Origin of the sequence: Paenibacillus sp. FSL M7-0420 (assembly GCF_038002345.1) — a bacterium.
Lineage (GTDB): Bacteria > Bacillota > Bacilli > Paenibacillales > Paenibacillaceae > Paenibacillus_AQ.
The window spans coordinates 3,363,788-3,380,481 of the sequence record NZ_JBBOCJ010000001.1 but is presented as its reverse complement, the minus strand read 5'-3'; the positions used below and the strand labels follow the sequence as shown (position 1 = coordinate 3,380,481).

The 16,694-nt window shown below is 51.3% G+C and carries 14 protein-coding genes; 2 read left to right on the top strand and 12 right to left on the bottom strand.

Annotated features, from left to right (window positions below; genetic code table 11):
• Positions 1–177: 177 nt before the first annotated feature.
• The 6 genes from MKX51_RS14360 to MKX51_RS14335 all read right to left on the bottom strand — a co-directional run bounded on the left by MKX51_RS14360 (position 178) and on the right by MKX51_RS14335 (position 9,567).
• Positions 178–4,098, bottom strand: a complete 3,921-nt coding sequence (locus MKX51_RS14360; RefSeq protein ID WP_340992836.1) for a discoidin domain-containing protein — start codon at positions 4,096–4,098, stop codon at positions 178–180.
• 336 nt (positions 4,099–4,434) lie between these two features.
• A complete protein-coding gene (locus MKX51_RS14355) occupies positions 4,435–4,932 on the bottom strand; it encodes a hypothetical protein (protein ID WP_340992835.1) in 498 nt (165 codons plus the stop codon).
• 1 nt (position 4,933) lies between these two features.
• Positions 4,934–6,052, bottom strand: a complete 1,119-nt coding sequence (locus tag MKX51_RS14350) for a hypothetical protein (protein ID WP_340992834.1) — start codon at positions 6,050–6,052, stop codon at positions 4,934–4,936.
• Between the two features lie 258 nt (positions 6,053–6,310).
• Positions 6,311–6,796, bottom strand: coding sequence for a hypothetical protein (locus MKX51_RS14345; protein ID WP_340992833.1), 486 nt, complete (start codon positions 6,794–6,796; stop codon positions 6,311–6,313).
• Complete coding sequence (locus MKX51_RS14340) at positions 6,796–8,793, bottom strand: hypothetical protein (RefSeq protein ID WP_340992832.1); 1,998 nt, start codon at positions 8,791–8,793, stop codon at positions 6,796–6,798. Before MKX51_RS14340 ends, MKX51_RS14345 begins: the two co-directional genes overlap by 1 nt.
• Positions 8,794–9,084: 291 nt before the next feature.
• Positions 9,085–9,567, bottom strand: coding sequence for a GNAT family N-acetyltransferase (locus MKX51_RS14335; protein WP_340992831.1), 483 nt, complete (start codon positions 9,565–9,567; stop codon positions 9,085–9,087).
• A gap of 190 nt (positions 9,568–9,757) precedes the next feature.
• Here MKX51_RS14335 and MKX51_RS14330 point away from each other — a divergent pair, with 190 nt between their 5' ends.
• Positions 9,758–10,357 carry a hypothetical protein gene (locus MKX51_RS14330; RefSeq protein ID WP_340992830.1) on the top strand — a complete coding sequence of 200 codons (600 nt, stop codon included), beginning with the start codon at positions 9,758–9,760 and terminating at the stop codon, positions 10,355–10,357.
• Here MKX51_RS14330 and MKX51_RS14325 read toward each other — a convergent pair.
• The gene (locus tag MKX51_RS14325; protein WP_340992829.1) at positions 10,347–11,264 is read right to left on the bottom strand and encodes a class I SAM-dependent methyltransferase; all 918 of its coding nucleotides are present in this window, start codon (positions 11,262–11,264) and stop codon (positions 10,347–10,349) included. The two genes, MKX51_RS14330 and MKX51_RS14325, sit on opposite strands and share 11 nt — an antisense overlap.
• A gap of 185 nt (positions 11,265–11,449) precedes the next feature.
• Entirely contained in the window at positions 11,450–12,838 is a 1,389-nt protein-coding gene (locus MKX51_RS14320; RefSeq protein WP_340992828.1) for a sedoheptulokinase, read from the bottom strand.
• A 134-nt stretch (positions 12,839–12,972) separates the two neighbouring features.
• Between MKX51_RS14320 and MKX51_RS14315 the strand changes: the two genes are divergently transcribed.
• Positions 12,973–13,731: an SDR family oxidoreductase gene (locus MKX51_RS14315; protein WP_340992827.1), complete on the top strand. Its 759-nt coding sequence runs from the start codon at positions 12,973–12,975 to the stop codon at positions 13,729–13,731.
• A 393-nt stretch (positions 13,732–14,124) separates the two neighbouring features.
• On the opposite strand, the gene MKX51_RS14310 is transcribed toward MKX51_RS14315, so the two are convergent.
• From MKX51_RS14310 to nirD, 4 genes are all read right to left on the bottom strand, one after another.
• A complete protein-coding gene (locus MKX51_RS14310; RefSeq protein ID WP_340992826.1) occupies positions 14,125–14,445 on the bottom strand; it encodes an iron-sulfur cluster biosynthesis family protein in 321 nt (106 codons plus the stop codon).
• Between the two features lie 234 nt (positions 14,446–14,679).
• A complete protein-coding gene (gene cobA / locus MKX51_RS14305) occupies positions 14,680–15,447 on the bottom strand; it encodes a uroporphyrinogen-III C-methyltransferase (protein WP_340992825.1) in 768 nt (255 codons plus the stop codon).
• Entirely contained in the window at positions 15,444–16,331 is an 888-nt protein-coding gene (locus MKX51_RS14300) for a formate/nitrite transporter family protein (RefSeq protein WP_340992824.1), read from the bottom strand. Before MKX51_RS14300 ends, cobA begins: the two co-directional genes overlap by 4 nt.
• A gap of 39 nt (positions 16,332–16,370) precedes the next feature.
• The gene (gene nirD / locus MKX51_RS14295; protein WP_340944547.1) at positions 16,371–16,682 is read right to left on the bottom strand and encodes a nitrite reductase small subunit NirD; all 312 of its coding nucleotides are present in this window, start codon (positions 16,680–16,682) and stop codon (positions 16,371–16,373) included.
• Between the last annotated feature and the right edge of the window lie 12 nt (positions 16,683–16,694).

Genomic DNA, 16,694 nt, shown 5'->3' with positions numbered 1-16,694 from the left:
TGTTGGGAAGAACAGACCACTCAAAGGAAGACCACCAACTCAACAGGGATCTTCTAAGAAACAAAAATCAGGACCCTCCGTTGGACGGGTGGTCCTGATTTCGCACGTTTCACGCACTCAACTGGCTAAAACCAAAAAAAGAGGAGCCGCTTAGGCCCCTCCCTGTCTATCTCAAGGCTACTGAATCAACAGCCCAAACCCGCTCTGAATATAATACAGACTTGGATATGCAATATTGCTGGTCGTCAGGTTGTTGAAGGTCGCCGAGCCGTTGCCGGTATACGTGTAGATTGCCGCTCCCTTATGGGCGCCGGAGAACCTGGAAGTTGTCACTCCATCGAGACCTGTGCCGTTGATGTTAATGTTGTTGAATACGATACCCGAGAAGCCGCCACCGTACCCGAACTGGATCGCATCCCGCTGGGTGTTGATGATGTCGATGTTGGTGAAGGTTACATTCTTGATCGGATCACTCGAAGCTTCGAGATCAATCGCGCCGCGTTCCCCGTCATACAGGTCACGGCTGGTGCCGCTGTTAATAATCGTCGTATCCGAGAAAATCATCCCTGTGTTGTTGTTGAAATGCGCTCCCGGAAAGGTCGTATTCAGCCGGATACCGGAGCCGCCCACCGTGTCGATGATGTAGTTGTGATCCGCCTTGTGACCACTGCCCCCGAAGATGCCGATAGCGCCAGCACGCCAGTTATTCTCAATCGTATTGTATGAGAACGTGTTATTCACACCATCCGGTGCACCAAAGGTGTTGCTCGGCCACACGGCCAGACCATCGTCCCCGTTATTGCGCACATTGGTATTGCGGACGGTAGAGTTGCTGGTTCCCTGGGAGTAGTTAATGCCGTCCGCCAGATTGTTACGGATACGGCTGTTCTCGACAAGCAGATTGTTCGCAAAAATCGCCGGCGTCCGCGCATAATCCCCCACCCACATACCGCACTCAAAATGCTCAATCCATACGTCATGGATGACCGAATTGTTGCCGAAGTTATCCATCAGGCCTTTATAGATAGCATTCTGGTTGTACCGGGATCTCAGATTCGAGTTCATATAGACGTTGCTGAAATCCAGCTTGCCTTGAACACGGAAGGAGATGCCCCCGCCAGCTGCATTGGGATTCGTAAATTGCAGATTGGTGTGCCAGTAGCCTGCACCGGTGACCGTGAAGTTGTTGATCATATTGCTGACCGAGCCAATGACCCACATGCTGCTCAGATTAAAAGTTCCAGCCGGAATATAGAGAGATTTTCCGCTGGTGACGGCGGCTGTAACCGCACTGTTGAAGGCGGCAAGATCGTCCTGTCCGTCTCCTGCCACTGCGCCGTAATCGGTGACCGACACTGAGTTGGCCGGACGGGCAATGGCTGCCGGTACAGGTTCAATCTCCAGGAAATCCACCCCGTATTCAAGGCTGTCTCCGTTGTTCTTCTGAATACGGATCGTGTCACCAGGCTGAAGTGGTGTATCCATCTTCCAGTGAACTTCATCGAAGCGGAACAACGGGCGTCCGGCACTTGGTGCATCACCAGGCTGGTCGCCGGAGAAGTACTGCCAGGAGTAATAGGAGGTTAACGGGATGGTTTTGGCCTTGGTTCCATTCACGTATACGTCAAGCGCACCGGTAAGACCCATTCCGTCTGCCGAATCCGGCATCGTGAATCTCATCGTGACTCCGGCACCGCCTTGCCCCGCTCTCACTGTCCACTGTGCATAAGCTCCGTTAGACGGCAGGGCTACATAGCTCTGGCCCGAAGCCTCCGAAGCGGTTAGCATCTGATCGAAATTCGGTGCCGATTTCAGCGCCGCTGAACCGCCGCGGGTCGCATCCTGCGTGTCATACCGGCTGTAGGGTACACTTGCTCCGCGCAGAGCGTATACAACCAGGTTCACAGTGTTCACGTTGTTTGCCTGCTTGGTTGTTACCTCATTGGCATCTGCGGCAATGGTTGTAGTGACCGTATAATTGCCGTTCACTGCACTCCAGGTGCCGGGGAGAGACACTTGGACCGTAGCCCCGGCTGCAATTACGCCGGTGTAGGAGCCTGTGAAGGTCTGCACGGTAGAGCCTGCGGCATTCTTCAAGGCTACAGTTATACCATGGGCCCCGCCTGCGGAAGCAAGATTGCCCTGATTTTTGAGACTGACGGTGAAGGCCACGTTACTCCCCGCAGCCGGTGTTCCTGGTGACCAGGAGGTCGTTCCGGTCAGGTCGGAGCTGGAGACAGGCGCAACCACCAGCGGCGAAGCATTCGTATAGCTGTTGTTGCTTTCGTTCTGCTCAATAATCTGGCCCGCCTCATCTACCTTAGCACTAAGCGGATAAGTTCCGGCTGTTAGCGTCCCTGCATTGTAGGAGACGGATGCCGAAGCTCCTGCTGCCAAAGCCGCTACCGGTGCCGAACCCGCCAGCTCGTTGTTCAGATAGAAATTGACAGTCGTCGCTGCGGCTGCGGCTGTACCGCTGTTCTTCACCACAGTATTCAGGGTCACTGCGCTGGTCTCCACCGGAGAAGCAGGTGTCCAGCTCATGCCGGTGATCGTCAGATCCGGGTTCGTTGCCGGTGTACCGTATACCTGGAATTCGGCAATTTGTCCTCCGGGCGCACCGGAGTTGGCGGCGATAGCAAGCTGAAGCCGCTTAACGGTTGCTGTCACGGGGATAGTCACCGTGTTGCCTGATGCCAGATTGAAGGTATAGTTCTGGGCGGCAACCAGATTGCTGAAGGTTGTTGAATTCTGATTGTGTCCCAGGACTTGAATATTCTGCGTCCGGGTTGCCCATTCGGCCGCCGGATTCAGCTTCAGCACAATCGAAGTGATATTATGATTGGCTCCAAGGTCAAGCGTAAGGGTGCTGGGATTCCCGCTGCCTTCCCAGTAAGTAGCCGTGTTGTTATCGTTGGCATTACCGGCAATGAAATTCTGTGTGTTGGAGGATGCACTGATCGCCTTACCAATGGCGATGTTCCCTCCAGGGGACACCGTTGGTGTAGTCACCGGTGTTGCTGTCGGTGCTGGTGTTGGTGCGGAAGTTGGTGCCACCGTAGCTGTAGGGGCCGGGGTAGTTACCGGCGTTGGTGTAGGGGCAGTTGTTGGAGCTACTGTAGGTGAAGGTGCGGGCGTGGAGATGATTGCAGCTGCTACCGTAATTAGATCCAAATTGACATTGCCCGTATCCCCTGCATCGTATTTGTAAGCAATGCTATTACTGCCAGCATTCAACGGGAGGGCTTCAGCCTTCGTGCTCCAGGTGTCCCAGTTCGCCAGGTTCGGCAAGGTGGTCTGGCGCTGCTTAACTCCGTTCACGTAGATGCTGATCGTCTTGTCGCTTCCGCTTGCATTGGCATACTTCAGCGTAACATTCCGTGTACCCGCCGCAGGCACATTTACCGTGAAGGTGGTGGCCGGACCTTGGGTTAGATAACCGTCTACGAATCCCGTGCCAGAGTATCCCGCATGATCTGTGTTCATTTTCGCCCCGCCGGATAATGCGGCAGCCTCTGCTTCATAGGTGCCCGCTGGCACAGGCGATGCAGTAGGCCCCGCTGTAGGTGCAGAAGTTGGGCTGCTGGCACCGTAGATTTCAAGCTCGGACAATTGGCCCGCAGGCCAAGCAGTATTCGCACTGAACAACAGACGGACATAACGCGTGCTGGCAGCGGTGAAGTTCACCGTGGCACTGTTGTTCGCCACCGCAGGATTGAAGACATATGCGGCTGAAGCGACGATATCCGTGAAGGTAGAGCCGTTCGTACTGCCCTGTACCGCCAGTGTCTGCGTCCGCGCCTCCCAGTTGACTGGTAACTTCAATACAAGCTGGTCAATACTGGTGAGCGCACCCAGATCGACCTGAATCCACCCTGGAAAAGCATCATTTGCGCTCTCCCAATACGTATTCTGATTGCTGTCCTTAACGTTATCCGGCGCATAATTCTGGGATTGCCCGCTGGCGGTAATGATTTTGTTAAGTGCAAGATTCGGTCCGCCCGCTGCCGACGAACGGGTAAGCGGTCCAGCCGCCATGAATAGCGTTGAGATAAGCAGCGTAACTACAAGCGACCATGTAACATACTTGTTGCGCATTCTATTCCTCCTTAATCTGATGTGGAACGACACACAGTTTTATTCATAGCCTTACAATGATAGCGATTACAACTGTTGAGATCCCTATCCCGCCCTCCCCTCGCTGCAATACACACTCATTATAGATTTAATGCAGCGAACACTTTAAGAGCTATTTCTACGGAAAAGATAGGTGATTCTATGAAACTGATCATTGAGATTAGCCAAGAATAAAAAAAGATCAACTATGGCAGATTCTGACCATAATTGACCTGTACTATGGAACTTAAAAGCGTCTTGTTATATTTACCCTCCAAACCCCAAGCCATCTGGGAAAGTACTAGGTGGCAGAATATTTCAAGGTAAATCAATCAACCTTGGATCTATATAACACCAATCCGGATCATACGGTAAAGATTTCATTTTTTTCATGTCCCCCCAGCTATAAACCCAATCATAATCTGTAACCCAAAAGTAATTGTCAGGATTCAATCTGAGGTATTCATAAATAAAATTAAAAATTAATTTTTGAACACCATAAATATCTTCAATATGACCAACTTGACATAATGATAAATTAGAATCCAGTTCCAAATCTTCATGATAGTAAAAATCAATACTTGGACTGTTAATAGCGTGAACTGAAAAAATAAATGATTGTTCACTTTTCTCTGCAAATGAATTGTTATTAATGTTCAGTGTAGTATACGAAAATTCCCCATTATCCGAATAATTTTTATTATTATGAAAATATAGAGTTGCATTAGCATGGAATACTGAGACTATTGTATCTGATAACAATTTCTCAGGTGAATATTCTTCTTTTAGTGTCAAAATAACTGCCGAAGTACCCATTTTATTTTAACGCCTCCTTAAGTTCATCCAGGGAATTAACAATAGTAACGCCCTTAGATTTAATCTCCTGTAATTTTTTCAAATCATTTGGATGTAAGTTTGTCAATGGTTTGTCAATATACAAAATAACTTTCTTCTGACCGGGATTGAAATAACTACCGTTATTTGGGTTTATATATTTATCAAACTGTTCTACATCTGTTATTGCCTTTATTGATTTTTTAACTTCAATAATCTCATCTTTAGTAACAACATCTAAATCACCAGCTAAACTATTATCTGCCTTTTTAACTTGCTGTCCAAACCCTGTGACTTCCTTATTTTCTCTTACAAAAGAAGCTACTTTAGCCTCGGTAGCCTTACCCGGGTCTGAACTGTTTAACTTAGCATCAATATCATTATTAATACTTTTAGGATGCTGATCAGTCCACGATAGCTCATTCCCAGCAGGATTCTTATAATTTGTTTTATTTCCGTCCTTAACTATTTTAACAATACTATTAGAATTATCCGTCCCCTCAACCCTACCGCCCTGACCCTCCAACCAATCCATATACCGCTGCTGCACCGGCGTCTTCGGCAAGGCTGGAGTATCAGGAATCTCCCCTATCTTGAAAACAAACCCTTCCGGCGTCTGTACCACCGGACCCAGATTGGGAAGCTTTTGCTTAATCCCTTGCAGGGCATCCTTCGCCGCTTGGCTGACGGCGTCTTCTACCTCGCCCAGCACTTTCCCAACTTTACCTGCTTTGGTGACCTGGAATCCAGGAACGAGGATGGAAGCGACCGAGCCCAGCATTTTCGCCTTCTCTTCCGGGGTGCCCTCGTCAAACTGACGATACGCCATCTCGATCTCCTGCCGCTTCGCCGCAAGCTGACTCCGCGCATACGCTCCGGCGGCGGTCTTCTCCATCGCCAGCCGCAGCAGCAGTAAATATTCTTGGTTATGTAGTAATGGAACCTTGTCCGCCGTAATTGACGGATCATATTCACAGGCGGTAACCGCTGGTTGCTTATAATGGGCGCTCAGATCCTTGCCGGCTTCATAGTAGATCTCGGCTACGCCTAGAGAAGCCAGCTTCTGCCGGGCTTCTTCGGCCTGTGCATGAACAGCCTTCATCTGGGTTGAGCTCCGATTTATTCCCGCACCGCAAAAATAATCGACAGAAAACCTTGAAAGGCACGTAGCCACTCAAGGTTTTCATTAAAATTAAGATTCAAATGTAGTTCTATCGAGGAAATATCCATTCTCCTTAATGAAACATATTGATAACTTTTGTGCTGCTAAGCTAAATGTAATACTCTAGCATCCCAGTAGTGCATTTCCTCTGTTTAGCATAGTATTTTTTCTGCATTCAAGATATTCCCGTAATTTATTTTACAAATCTATCGGATTCTTATAGCACCATTCATTATCATAGGGTCCTCTTGATATTTTTTCTATGTCACCCAAGGTGTAGAACCAATCTTCTTCTATCCATAATTTGAGATCTGGATAATGCTTTAAAATTTCACTCGACAAGCCCAAAATTATTTGTTCATTGTTATATACTTCATCAATAACTGCAACATTAAAAAGAGTAATTTGCTCATCATACCAAGAAAAGCAATGATATTGGTATTTATGCGACTCTTCATATAAATCTATTAAAACATCATTTGGAGGTGTCTCCTCTTCATCTGATCGTTTAACTAATGCAACTTCTAAAGAAGCATGTTTTCCTTCATGTTCACTTTGAGGATCGTATGAAACAGGGCTCATATAATATTCTTTTTCTATACAGATGTTTTTAATATCTTCAATAAGCTTTGTTAATTTTGTATGGTTATTTGCTTGGTCTAAAAAATATGCTGATGTCCCCATTACTCAAGCACTCTCCCTAGTTCTTCTAATGAATTTACAATAGTTACGCCTTGACTCTTGGCAAATTCTATTTTTTCCATATCAAATTTATTTAAATTTTTCATGGGCTCATCAATATACAAGATAACATTTTTGAATTCACGGTTGAAAAAATCAATATTATTAGGATTTGTTAATCTGTCTATTTGAGCTGTCTTAATAGCACTCACTGATTTTTTGACTTCAATAAAATGTGTATTTGTAGCGATATCTATATCAGTCGCCCTCTTATCCAGAGTCAAGTTTTTTACTTCTACTCCAAACCCGGTAACTTCAGTCTTTTGTTGAACAAAGTTTCCTACCTTACCTTCAACTGCTTTTCCTGCATTAAAACTATTTTTCGCACTTTCGATGGCATTCGGAATATTTTTGGGATTCTGTTCAACATACTTAAGGGTATTTCCTGAAGAATTTATAAATTCGACTTCCATCCCTTTATTAGTTTTAATTTTTATAGGATCGTTAAGTTCAACATTTCTCCCTCCACCCTCCAACCCATCCATATACCGCTGCTGCACCGGCGTCTTTGGCAAGGCTGGAGTATCTGGAATCTCCCCTATCTTGAAAATTAAACCTTCCGGCGTCTGCACTACCGGACCCAGATTCGGAAGCTTTTGCTTAATCCCTTGCAGGGCATCCTTCGCCGCTTGGCTGACAACGTCTTCTACCTCGCCTAGCACTTTCCCAACTTTACCTGCTTTGGTGACCTGGAATCCAGGAACGAGGATGGAAGCGACCGAGCCCAGCATTTTCGCCTTCTCTTCCGGGGTGCCCTCGTCAAACTGATGAAACGCCATCTTCGCCGCTTCCACCAGCACTTCAGGATGGTCAATCAGATATTTCGCCTGATTCTTCATGTCTGTGGTGGTCTTGACCGGGTCCACCACTAATTTGAAAGCAAAGGTTGCCGTATCCGCCACGCCCATGACGACCTCTTTCACCAATCCTTCGGTAAAAGCCAGCACCACATCTCCCGACTGACGGACCTTGCTCTCCCATTTCGTGAGGCCGTACGTGTTATCCAGCCACCCCAGATAGCTGGTGTACATCGGGGTGAGATATTCATTTGGCACATAGACTTTCGTCTGATAAAAGTCCCAGGTGGTCTCATTTTCCTTGTTGTCTGCGGTAATTGGCGTGCCGTCCGGCAGGGTAAGCGGCGGCCCGTTCAACCGCCGCTCTGCTTCGATCTGCTCTTGAACCTGCTTAAGAGCCGCTGCGATCTGAATTTCCTGCCGCTTCGCCGCAAGCTGACTCCGCGCATACGCTCCGGCGGCGGTCTTCTCCATCGCCAGCCGCAGCAGCAGTAAATATTCTTGGTTATGTAGTAATGGAACCTTCTCCGCCGTAATTGACGGATCATACTCACAGGCGGTGACTGCTGGTTGTCTGTAGTGGACGCTTAGATCCTTACCGGTTTCATAGTAGATCTTGGCTACGCCTAGAGAGGCCAGCTTCTGCCGGGCTTCTTCGGCCTTTGCATGAACTGTCTCCATCTGGGCTTGATTGCCGAACGCCTGATACACTTTGAAGGCCATCTGGGCCTTAGCGATCTCATTGCGCGCTGCGAAGATATCGTTCAGCTTACTTTGTGCAGCGATACTCTCTACGGTCAGCAGGCCGGAGGTCTGAATGACCTTCCTGAGCTGCTGCACCACCGGGTCCCTGCTCAGCTCATCTTTTCCCGATAGAGCAGCAATCGAAGTGATGAGGTTCGTCGCACTTCGCTGCACAAATTCGGGGATGGAGAACCGTCCGGCGGCTGGTTGCAGCCCCAAGCTTCCGAAGGCCGCGAGCAAAAGATTAAATTGCCCCGTCAGCTTGTCCGCCTCCCGCTTATTCTCTTCCTGCAATTCCGAGACGCCTCTCAGGGCGACCCGGATAATATCTTCTAACTTCTCCGCTTCAACGGTTAATTCATTGATCAGGACCTGGGCCTTGACCAGATGATCGCCCATCGGAATACCGCCCCAGCTGCTGGACTGGCCCTTCAATTGAAGATATAGCCGATTAGTGTCCTGACTCACCTGGCCGATCTTCGACTGCAGGCGCCTGACTTCATCTTCGTTAAATACTAGCTTTGTGGAAGACACTATGATCCCTGCTTCCTTCTCCAGAATGGATTCCAATGTACAATATCAGGATTCAAAATATACCCATTAATGATATACATATCCCTTTATTATCGGATTTATTTTCCATTAAGTTTATAGAAGTGAATTCTTCATGTGCCCATATTTCCGCAGTAATCAGTTATGTAAGTCCCGGATATACCATGCATCGCAGGCATAATGCTCGGAACCGGCCAGCGGGCCATCCATCGGGCTGAACCCGTGCTTGACATAGAAACGGCCAGCGGCCTGCATCGACAGCAGCGTCTCCAGGTAACACTTACGGTAATGCTGCTTTGCGAAGGCAAGCGCCGTATCCAGCAGTTCTGCTGCAACGCCTTGGCCACGGATGGCTGCGGACAGGTACATTTTCTGCAATTCACAGATCTGCTGCGCTTCGTCGAATGCCGCAATCCCGCAGCCGCCCAGCACCTGCCCGTCCTCTTCCACTATCCAGTAAGCCCGGTTCGCCGCGCTATTATAATAGGTATATAAGTCTTGCAGGCTGTCATCTGCCCAAGCCAAACCTTCGCGGTTGCCGCCGAATTCAATCAGGCACTCCCGGATAATCCCCTCAATGGCCGCATTATCCCTGCGCTCAATGGGACGGATGGTAATCATATCGTTGTCCTCCTTTTACCCTCTATCTGTTTCGTTTCCTTCTTCAATGTACAGTTAATCTATCATATCATTGCCTGCTAATTGCTGTCACACACTAGCAATGGCTAGGCCCCCCCTCCGGTTGGCTCCTTCCCGCTGAACGATTCGCCTGCTATACTGGGATTTGCAAGCAGGATAAGGAGTGAGACAGATGAACAAGCTGGTATTTTTCCTCGGACCCGGAGGGGCGGGCAAAACCACCTTAGCCAAGGCTGTTGCAGCCCGGCGTCCGGCGGCAGTGTTCGATATGGATATTCTGCTGCGTCCGGCAGCAACCGCTATTATGACTATGCACGGGCTTGATCCTGACGACAGGGATTCCGATGAGTATAAAAGACTATGCCGCGACCTCGGCTACCGCATTACTATGGATGCAGCGCTAGATAATATCGGTCTGTCCAGCGACATCTACGTGGTGGGTCCCTTTACCAAAGAAGCGGCCGATCCGGAGTGGATCGACCGCGAGCTGGCGCGCATCGGGCGCACACTGAATGAAGTTGAGGTCAAGGTAGTCCTGGTAGGACTTGCGGATGCAGCCACGTTCCGTGAACGGCTTGAAGGCAGACATTCCGCGCTCGACGCCTGGAAGTTCGCCCACTGGGAGAGCTTCAGCGCTTCGCTAGGCCCCCGCACCGTAGCCTGGCCGCTCCCGTCTGTACAGGTGGTGCAGATCGACAATTCCCATCCCGACCGGAATATCGCGGTAGCGGCGGTTGAGGCTTTTATTTATGGAGAAGAAGCTACCGCTTAACCGCATGAACATAATGAATCGTCTCAAAAGCGCTTAAAGCATCACTCCGGCCGCTGAAAAACCTCTCGTTGATCTCTGCCGGAGACAGGTGCTCATAGACCAGCAGCCCCGCCTCGGCCAGAAGCTCCTCCATCTCCGCATAACTGAACCAGGATTGCATCGGCTCGCCGCTGGCGGCAGCCATTTGCACCATTTTGGCCACCCGGCCGGATACGCCCTGCTCTTCCATTAGATACTCGTCCGCATAATCCAGAATGATAGAGCTTCCTGAAGGAACCCCTGCTAGTAGCTCCGTAATCAGGCGTGCATTCTCCTCCTTGGTGAGGTAGTAGGATACCCCCAGCAAGCTGAACAACGTCTTAGCGTCAGGATCGAACCCCTGCTTATAAAGGCCTGAATACGAGAATTCGCCTGTGAAGTCCATGGGCACGAGATGAAGATTCCCCGGAATCTCAAGCTGTGCATCCCTGAGCCTCTGCTGCTTGGATGCCTGGGTAGCAGGAGCATCGACTTCAAAAATCGCAAGCCGCTCCATGAGGTTAGGATAACGGTAGGCAAAGCTGTCCAGCCCCGCACCAAGAATCACATACTGCTCCAGCCCGAGACTCAGCTCATGCAGCACAATAGCCTCACAGTAGGCAGCTCGTGCCAGCGGTGTGGGGGATAATTGGACCTGGACAATCCATCTCAAGATGGCTTCAGGATCATCCGGGTACCTCTCCGCGATCTCGGGATTGAAGAAAGTAATCCCCTGCACCATATTCTTGCGGATATCCGCGAACTCCTGCGGAGATATCAGCTTGTGCGCCACATCATCATTAAAGATCTTGGGATTGTCATACATACTGTGATAGGCTCGGCCAAAAGCGGCCACTAAGGCAGTCATGCTGGACTTGTTCTGCTTCATTGGTGGTTCCTCCATACAAAAATAAGATTCCCCTGGCCAGGAGAACCTTATTATATACACAAACTATTAATATGTAAATTATAGCATAAATAATTTATTTTGTCAATGTTGGATATCACAATATTCCCTGTTCATCCTTGGTTTAACAAGCCCATTGGTCACTTTTTGGGACAGCCCCCTTCCCGTTAGCTCAGCCGGGCTCTGCTAAGATAAGCACCTGCTTCACTGAAGCTTGCGATCTCCCCGCTGCCGACAGCGGCACAGAGCGCCGCCCCTACCGCCGCTTCTTCAGCATGTTCACCAAGCTCAAGCGTTAGTCCGAAGGCTGCTTCGGCCTTGGCGCACAGGACCGGATTACTCCGCAGCGCATTGCCTGAGCCTATAAGGCGGCTGAATGTACCCGCGCCCTGCTGTTCCAGCTCTGCCAGGAAACCGCGCAGTTCATCTACCATTCCTTGCAGAAAAGCATGGGCCAGCCTGCCGGGAGTAAAATTCTCCAGCGTGATTCCCTCCACACTGCCGCGCTTCTCCGGGTCTGTTCTTGTCCCCAGAAACTGCGTATTCACCGTAAGTCTTGTGCTGGCGCTTCCCGGCACCTCTTCACTGAGCAGCCTGGACATCAGGGAATAGAGATCTGTCGGCGCTTCTCCGGTGTATGCGGTGATCAGCTGCCGGAAGAATCCCTCCAGCAGGGCATACGACTTGCCGCCGCTCAGGGCGGCTCCAACCATCAGCACCCCGCCGCCAGGGAACGGGCGTACCTCCATCGCGGAAGGAGCTTTGGCGCAGTCAGGCAACCAGGCCGAGAGCTGGCTTCCTGTGCCGATGTTCAGCAGCAGGGATTCTCCGGGCTGCGGCACGCTGCCCAGGAAGCTGGCCTGATTATCCCCAAGCGAAGTGTATACGGGAATGCCTTGTACCGTGCTGCCGATTGCCGTCCCGGAGGGGACGACCTGCGGCAATAACGAAGGGTCGATGCCGGCCATACCAATCGCGGTTCTATCGAAATCCCCTGTCCCCAGACTGAAGCCCCCGATCCCCGCTGCCTGCGTTGCATCAATCAGCGGCACTTCACTGTTCACCAGCCTCATCGCAATATAGTCCGCAATTGTGCAGAAGCTGACTGCTCGCTCAGGGACAAGCTGCCCGGACACATTATAGTAATGGGTGGCGAGTCCATAGCCGGGAGCTACAGTGTACCCGGTAAGATCACTGAACTGCTGCGCATAGGTAGGACTGTCCATCCCTCCGGTGAGCTGTCCCGCCCGTCCATCCTGCCAGGTATACAGCGGACCTGTTGCCCTCCCGCTTGTATCCAAATAGACAATGCCATGCATCTGCCCGGTTAAGCCAATTCCCGTTACTTCCGGCTGCTGCGCCAGCAGACGTTCAAGTATATGTTCCACCTGCTTCACAATCAATTCCGGGTCCTGCAGCCGCTCCCATTCCTGATTCAGGCTGATAGGCAGGCCCGCTTGTGCTTCCGTAATAGTATATAGAATCGTACGTTTCTCCAGATCATAGAGCAGCCCGGAGATGGATGTAGTTCCGATATCTAGTCCGGCCGTAATCATAGGCTCCATCCTCTTCCCTGTTGTATAGCCCAATGTTAAGCCTTCGCGAAGGATAGCGTCAACCGGGCGCATAAAACACTATGAAGCAAAAGATACTAGACCAGAGAAAAATAACTATACACGGAGGTACATATATGAGACTTCACAACAAAGTAGCTGTAGTGACCGGGGCGGCATCCGGGATGGGGAAGGCGATTGCCGTCCTGTATGCGAAGGAAGGAGCCAAGGTCGTAGTGGCGGATATTCATTTGGAGGCTGCGGAGACGGTGTCCGGTGACATTAAAGCTCGCGGCGGGGAAGCCCTGGCGGTACAAGCAAATGTTGCAGATGAGTCTGATATCCAGAATCTGATCGACAGTACAGTCAGCACCTACGGCACGGTAGATATTCTGGTGAATAATGCGGGGATCATGGATAACTTTGAACCGGCGGGTGATATTGAGGATGAGAGCTGGGAGCGGATTCTCTCCGTCAATACAACTTCAGTGATGCGTGCTACGCGCAAGGTACTGCCTATTTTCCTGGAAAAACAACAGGGTGTTATCATTAACGTTGCCTCGGTAGGCGGTCTGTTCGGTGCCCGTGCCGGTGCGGCTTATACAGCCTCGAAGCATGCGGTTATCGGCTTTACCAAGAACACCGGATTCATGTATGCTGCCAAGGGAATCCGCTGCAATGCGATTGCGCCGGGCGGTGTGGAGACCAATATTGGTTCAACCATGACCCATATCCATCCATTTGGCATGGAACGTACACAGCCGGGCATGGCGCTTAATCCACGGATGGGCCAGCCCGCAGAAATCGCACAGCTCGCCTTGTTCCTGGCTTCAGAGGAAGCAGGCTTTGTGAATGGAGCAGTCATTACCGCAGACGGCGGATGGACTGCTTATTAAGCTGAGGACCTAAAGCGAAATGAGGGTCACTATTGCGAAATAGCACCCTCATTTGCAACCTTTGGGCCGCATCAGGACTGGATGCTGCGGCGTCCCCATTTCAATTGTAATCGGTTTTTCGATTACATTTGGCCTACACGGCGTCCCCAGTCCAATTGTAATCGGTTTTTCGATTACATTTGGCCTACGCAGCGCGCCTAGTCAAATTGTAATCGGTTTTTCGATTACATTCGGCCTACACGGCGTCCCCAGTCCAATTGTAATCGGTTTTTCGATTACAATCAGCTCACGAGTCTCCGCCATCCCCGATATGCTCGGTTTTCCCTTAAATAAAGGCCATCCCCCGTCACTCTGCGGGCAGATGGCCTCCTTACTTATGCTACCTTTATTCTTTCAGCCCCGCGCATCCTGCACCCTTATATTGCTCCCGAACAAGGTGGAATCACTCGTCAGCTTGTAGGCCGGATACCCGGCCTCGGCTTCGAGCCGCATTACGTCATCGAACAGCAATTCCTGCTGGCGGTCACACAGGAAGGTGAACGGCTCGGTCTGAAACACAATATCGGTCGGCGAAGGCTCGCTGACTACCCGGATCACTAGCACGCCATTACAGCCGCAGTCCTCCGTATCATAGAACATTTTGAATTGCCCGGGCTTCCCGGCCAGACTCTGCTCCAGCCGTTCGCGGGTCATTACATTAAGCTCAATCTGCATCTGTAATTTCTCCTTTCAGGGCCATCTGCCCGGCATGCTGTAACTGTAGGCGACAAGTATAGTCCCTAATCTGCGCAGACCCGTGTGACAGCAGTCACTAAGAATGTGAAAAGTGACTTCCAGCGCAGCATGCCGCAGCAGCGATGTACTCTCCTCCCTGAATATAACACAGAAACAGGCGCTGCCATAACCCGGCCTGCGGCCCGGAGATGTGGGCGCCTGCCCTATTCTGCTTCACCCGATCTGCGAGCGTACAGTTTCCTCCAGATTCAGCAGCTCCGCTCTGACCTGGACCACCTCACCGATAATGATCATGGCCGGATTGCTGATCTTCATCGCGGCGGCGACCTTGTCGATATTGCCAAGCGTGCCGGTCACGATCCGTTCGCGCACCGTTGTTCCGTTCTCAATTAGTGCAATCGGGGTCTGCGGATCTTTGCCGTGTACCAGCAGCTCCTTGCAGATCTCCCCCAGCTTGCTTACGCCCATATAGATCACAAGCGTATCCACACCGTGGGCCAGCGCATCCCAACGCAGCGGCGAATCCTGGGTCTGGCAGCGGCTGCCGGTCACGATGGCGAAGGAGGCCGCCACACCGCGATGGGTCAGCGGAATGCCCGCAGAAGCGGCTGCGCCCACCGCCGAGGTGATTCCCGGAATCACCTCATAAGGAATACCGGCAGCGGCAGCGGACAACGCTTCCTCCCCGCCCCTGCCGAACACGAACGGGTCGCCGCCCTTTAGCCGGACCACGTGGCTTCCGGCTGCGGCATGGCGAATCATCAGCCGCTCTGTCGTCTCCTGCGGCATCGAATGCAGACCCGGCGCTTTGCCGCAGTAGATGCGTACAGCATCGACCCGGGCATAGTCCAGCAGCTCCTCATTCACCAGCCGGTCGTACAGAATCACATCGGCACATTGAATGCGCCTCAGCGCCTTCAATGTAATCAGCTCGGGATCACCCGGACCTGCGCCTACAATAGATATGCTGCCCTGCTTCATACGCTTTTCTCCAGGGCAGGTGTGCCCGGGAGCCCCGCCTCTCCGCGTCCCGGAAGCTCTGCTGCCGCAGTTGCTCCGGGTTTGCTGCCTTTTTGCGACCTGCTGCCTTTTTGCGATAAGTAGAATAGCAGGCCCGTGAACAACAGCCCGCCCGCGAAGTTGCCGAGCAGCACCGGAATGCCGTTCCAGATCCACCAGTCCGCCATAGTCACATTCGCTCCAAGCATCATCCCCGCCGGAATGACGAAGAAATTGACAACCGTGTGCTCGAAGCCCTGTCCGAAGAAAGTCAGGATGGGGAGCCACATGGCGAGGATTTTGCCGGAGGTGGATTTCGAGGTCATCGCCATCACCGCACCCAGCGTAACCATCCAGTTGCAGAGCATCGCCTTGATGAAGGCCAGCACGAGTCCCTCTGCCCCCAGGCTCTGATAAGCCGTCGTCTTCCCTTCACTTGCTGTAATTAGTGTCTGCAACATTGGGTTCGACAGATCGGTACCCATCCTCGTAATCGTCAGCCCGTATAATGCGGCATAGACGGCACATCCGATCAAATGTCCGAGTATGACCCAGAAATAGTTCCCCAGCATGCGCCCGATGGTGGTCTTCTTCTCCAGCACAGCCAGTGGAATCAAGGCGAAGCTGCCGGTAACCAGCTCCAGCCCGAGTAGTATAATCATCACGAAGCCTACCGGAAAAAGAATCGCGCCCGCCATAGGGATCTTGGTCTGTGCCGCTGCGGTGAAGGCCAGTGTGGTAGCGCATGCCAGAATGGCACCGCCGAGACTGCCGCGGACAATGAGCTGCATGATGCCCAGTTCTGCTTTGGTTTTTCCCGCTTCAATCATGGAGCCCAGCACTTCGCCTGGTTTGACATAGTCCATTTATGAATCCCCCTTTATACGTGTCCATGGATGAATGAATCAGATCGTTAAGTACAAGCTGCCTGTGGCGTGATCGACTTCCACCTCATAGGTGGTCACATGTCCCGTATCGGGGGCCTGCACCTCGCCTGTATGCAGCTCGATCCGCCAGTCATGGAGCGGGCAGTGCACCTTGGAGCCGCAGACCATGCCCTCCGAGAGCAGGCCGCCCTTGTGCGGACAACGGTTCTCCACCGCCAGCACCTCTCCGCTGCTTAGCCGGAACAAGGCAATCTCGGTATCGCCTACCCGTAATTTTCGTGATCCTTTGATATCCACATCATTCAGGTTGCCGATTAGCAGCTTAGTCATTGTCATTTCGGT

Bases quoted from the DNA above. Each gene is read 5' to 3' on its own strand.
- MKX51_RS14360 (WP_340992836.1), bottom strand. From the start codon at position 4,098: ATGCGCAACAAGTATGTTACATGGTCGCTTGTAGTTACGCTGCTTATC.
- MKX51_RS14355 (WP_340992835.1), bottom strand. From the start codon at position 4,932: ATGGGTACTTCGGCAGTTATTTTGACACTAAAAGAAGAATATTCACCT.
- MKX51_RS14350 (WP_340992834.1), bottom strand. From the start codon at position 6,052: ATGAAGGCTGTTCATGCACAGGCCGAAGAAGCCCGGCAGAAGCTGGCT.
- MKX51_RS14345 (WP_340992833.1), bottom strand. From the start codon at position 6,796: ATGGGGACATCAGCATATTTTTTAGACCAAGCAAATAACCATACAAAA.
- MKX51_RS14340 (WP_340992832.1), bottom strand. From the start codon at position 8,793: ATGGGCGATCATCTGGTCAAGGCCCAGGTCCTGATCAATGAATTAACC.
- MKX51_RS14335 (WP_340992831.1), bottom strand. From the start codon at position 9,567: ATGATTACCATCCGTCCCATTGAGCGCAGGGATAATGCGGCCATTGAG.
- MKX51_RS14330 (WP_340992830.1), top strand. From the start codon at position 9,758: ATGAACAAGCTGGTATTTTTCCTCGGACCCGGAGGGGCGGGCAAAACC.
- MKX51_RS14325 (WP_340992829.1), bottom strand. From the start codon at position 11,264: ATGAAGCAGAACAAGTCCAGCATGACTGCCTTAGTGGCCGCTTTTGGC.
- MKX51_RS14320 (WP_340992828.1), bottom strand. From the start codon at position 12,838: ATGATTACGGCCGGACTAGATATCGGAACTACATCCATCTCCGGGCTG.
- MKX51_RS14315 (WP_340992827.1), top strand. From the start codon at position 12,973: ATGAGACTTCACAACAAAGTAGCTGTAGTGACCGGGGCGGCATCCGGG.
- MKX51_RS14310 (WP_340992826.1), bottom strand. From the start codon at position 14,445: ATGCAGATTGAGCTTAATGTAATGACCCGCGAACGGCTGGAGCAGAGT.
- cobA (WP_340992825.1), bottom strand. From the start codon at position 15,447: ATGAAGCAGGGCAGCATATCTATTGTAGGCGCAGGTCCGGGTGATCCC.
- MKX51_RS14300 (WP_340992824.1), bottom strand. From the start codon at position 16,331: ATGGACTATGTCAAACCAGGCGAAGTGCTGGGCTCCATGATTGAAGCG.
- nirD (WP_340944547.1), bottom strand. From the start codon at position 16,682: ATGACTAAGCTGCTAATCGGCAACCTGAATGATGTGGATATCAAAGGA.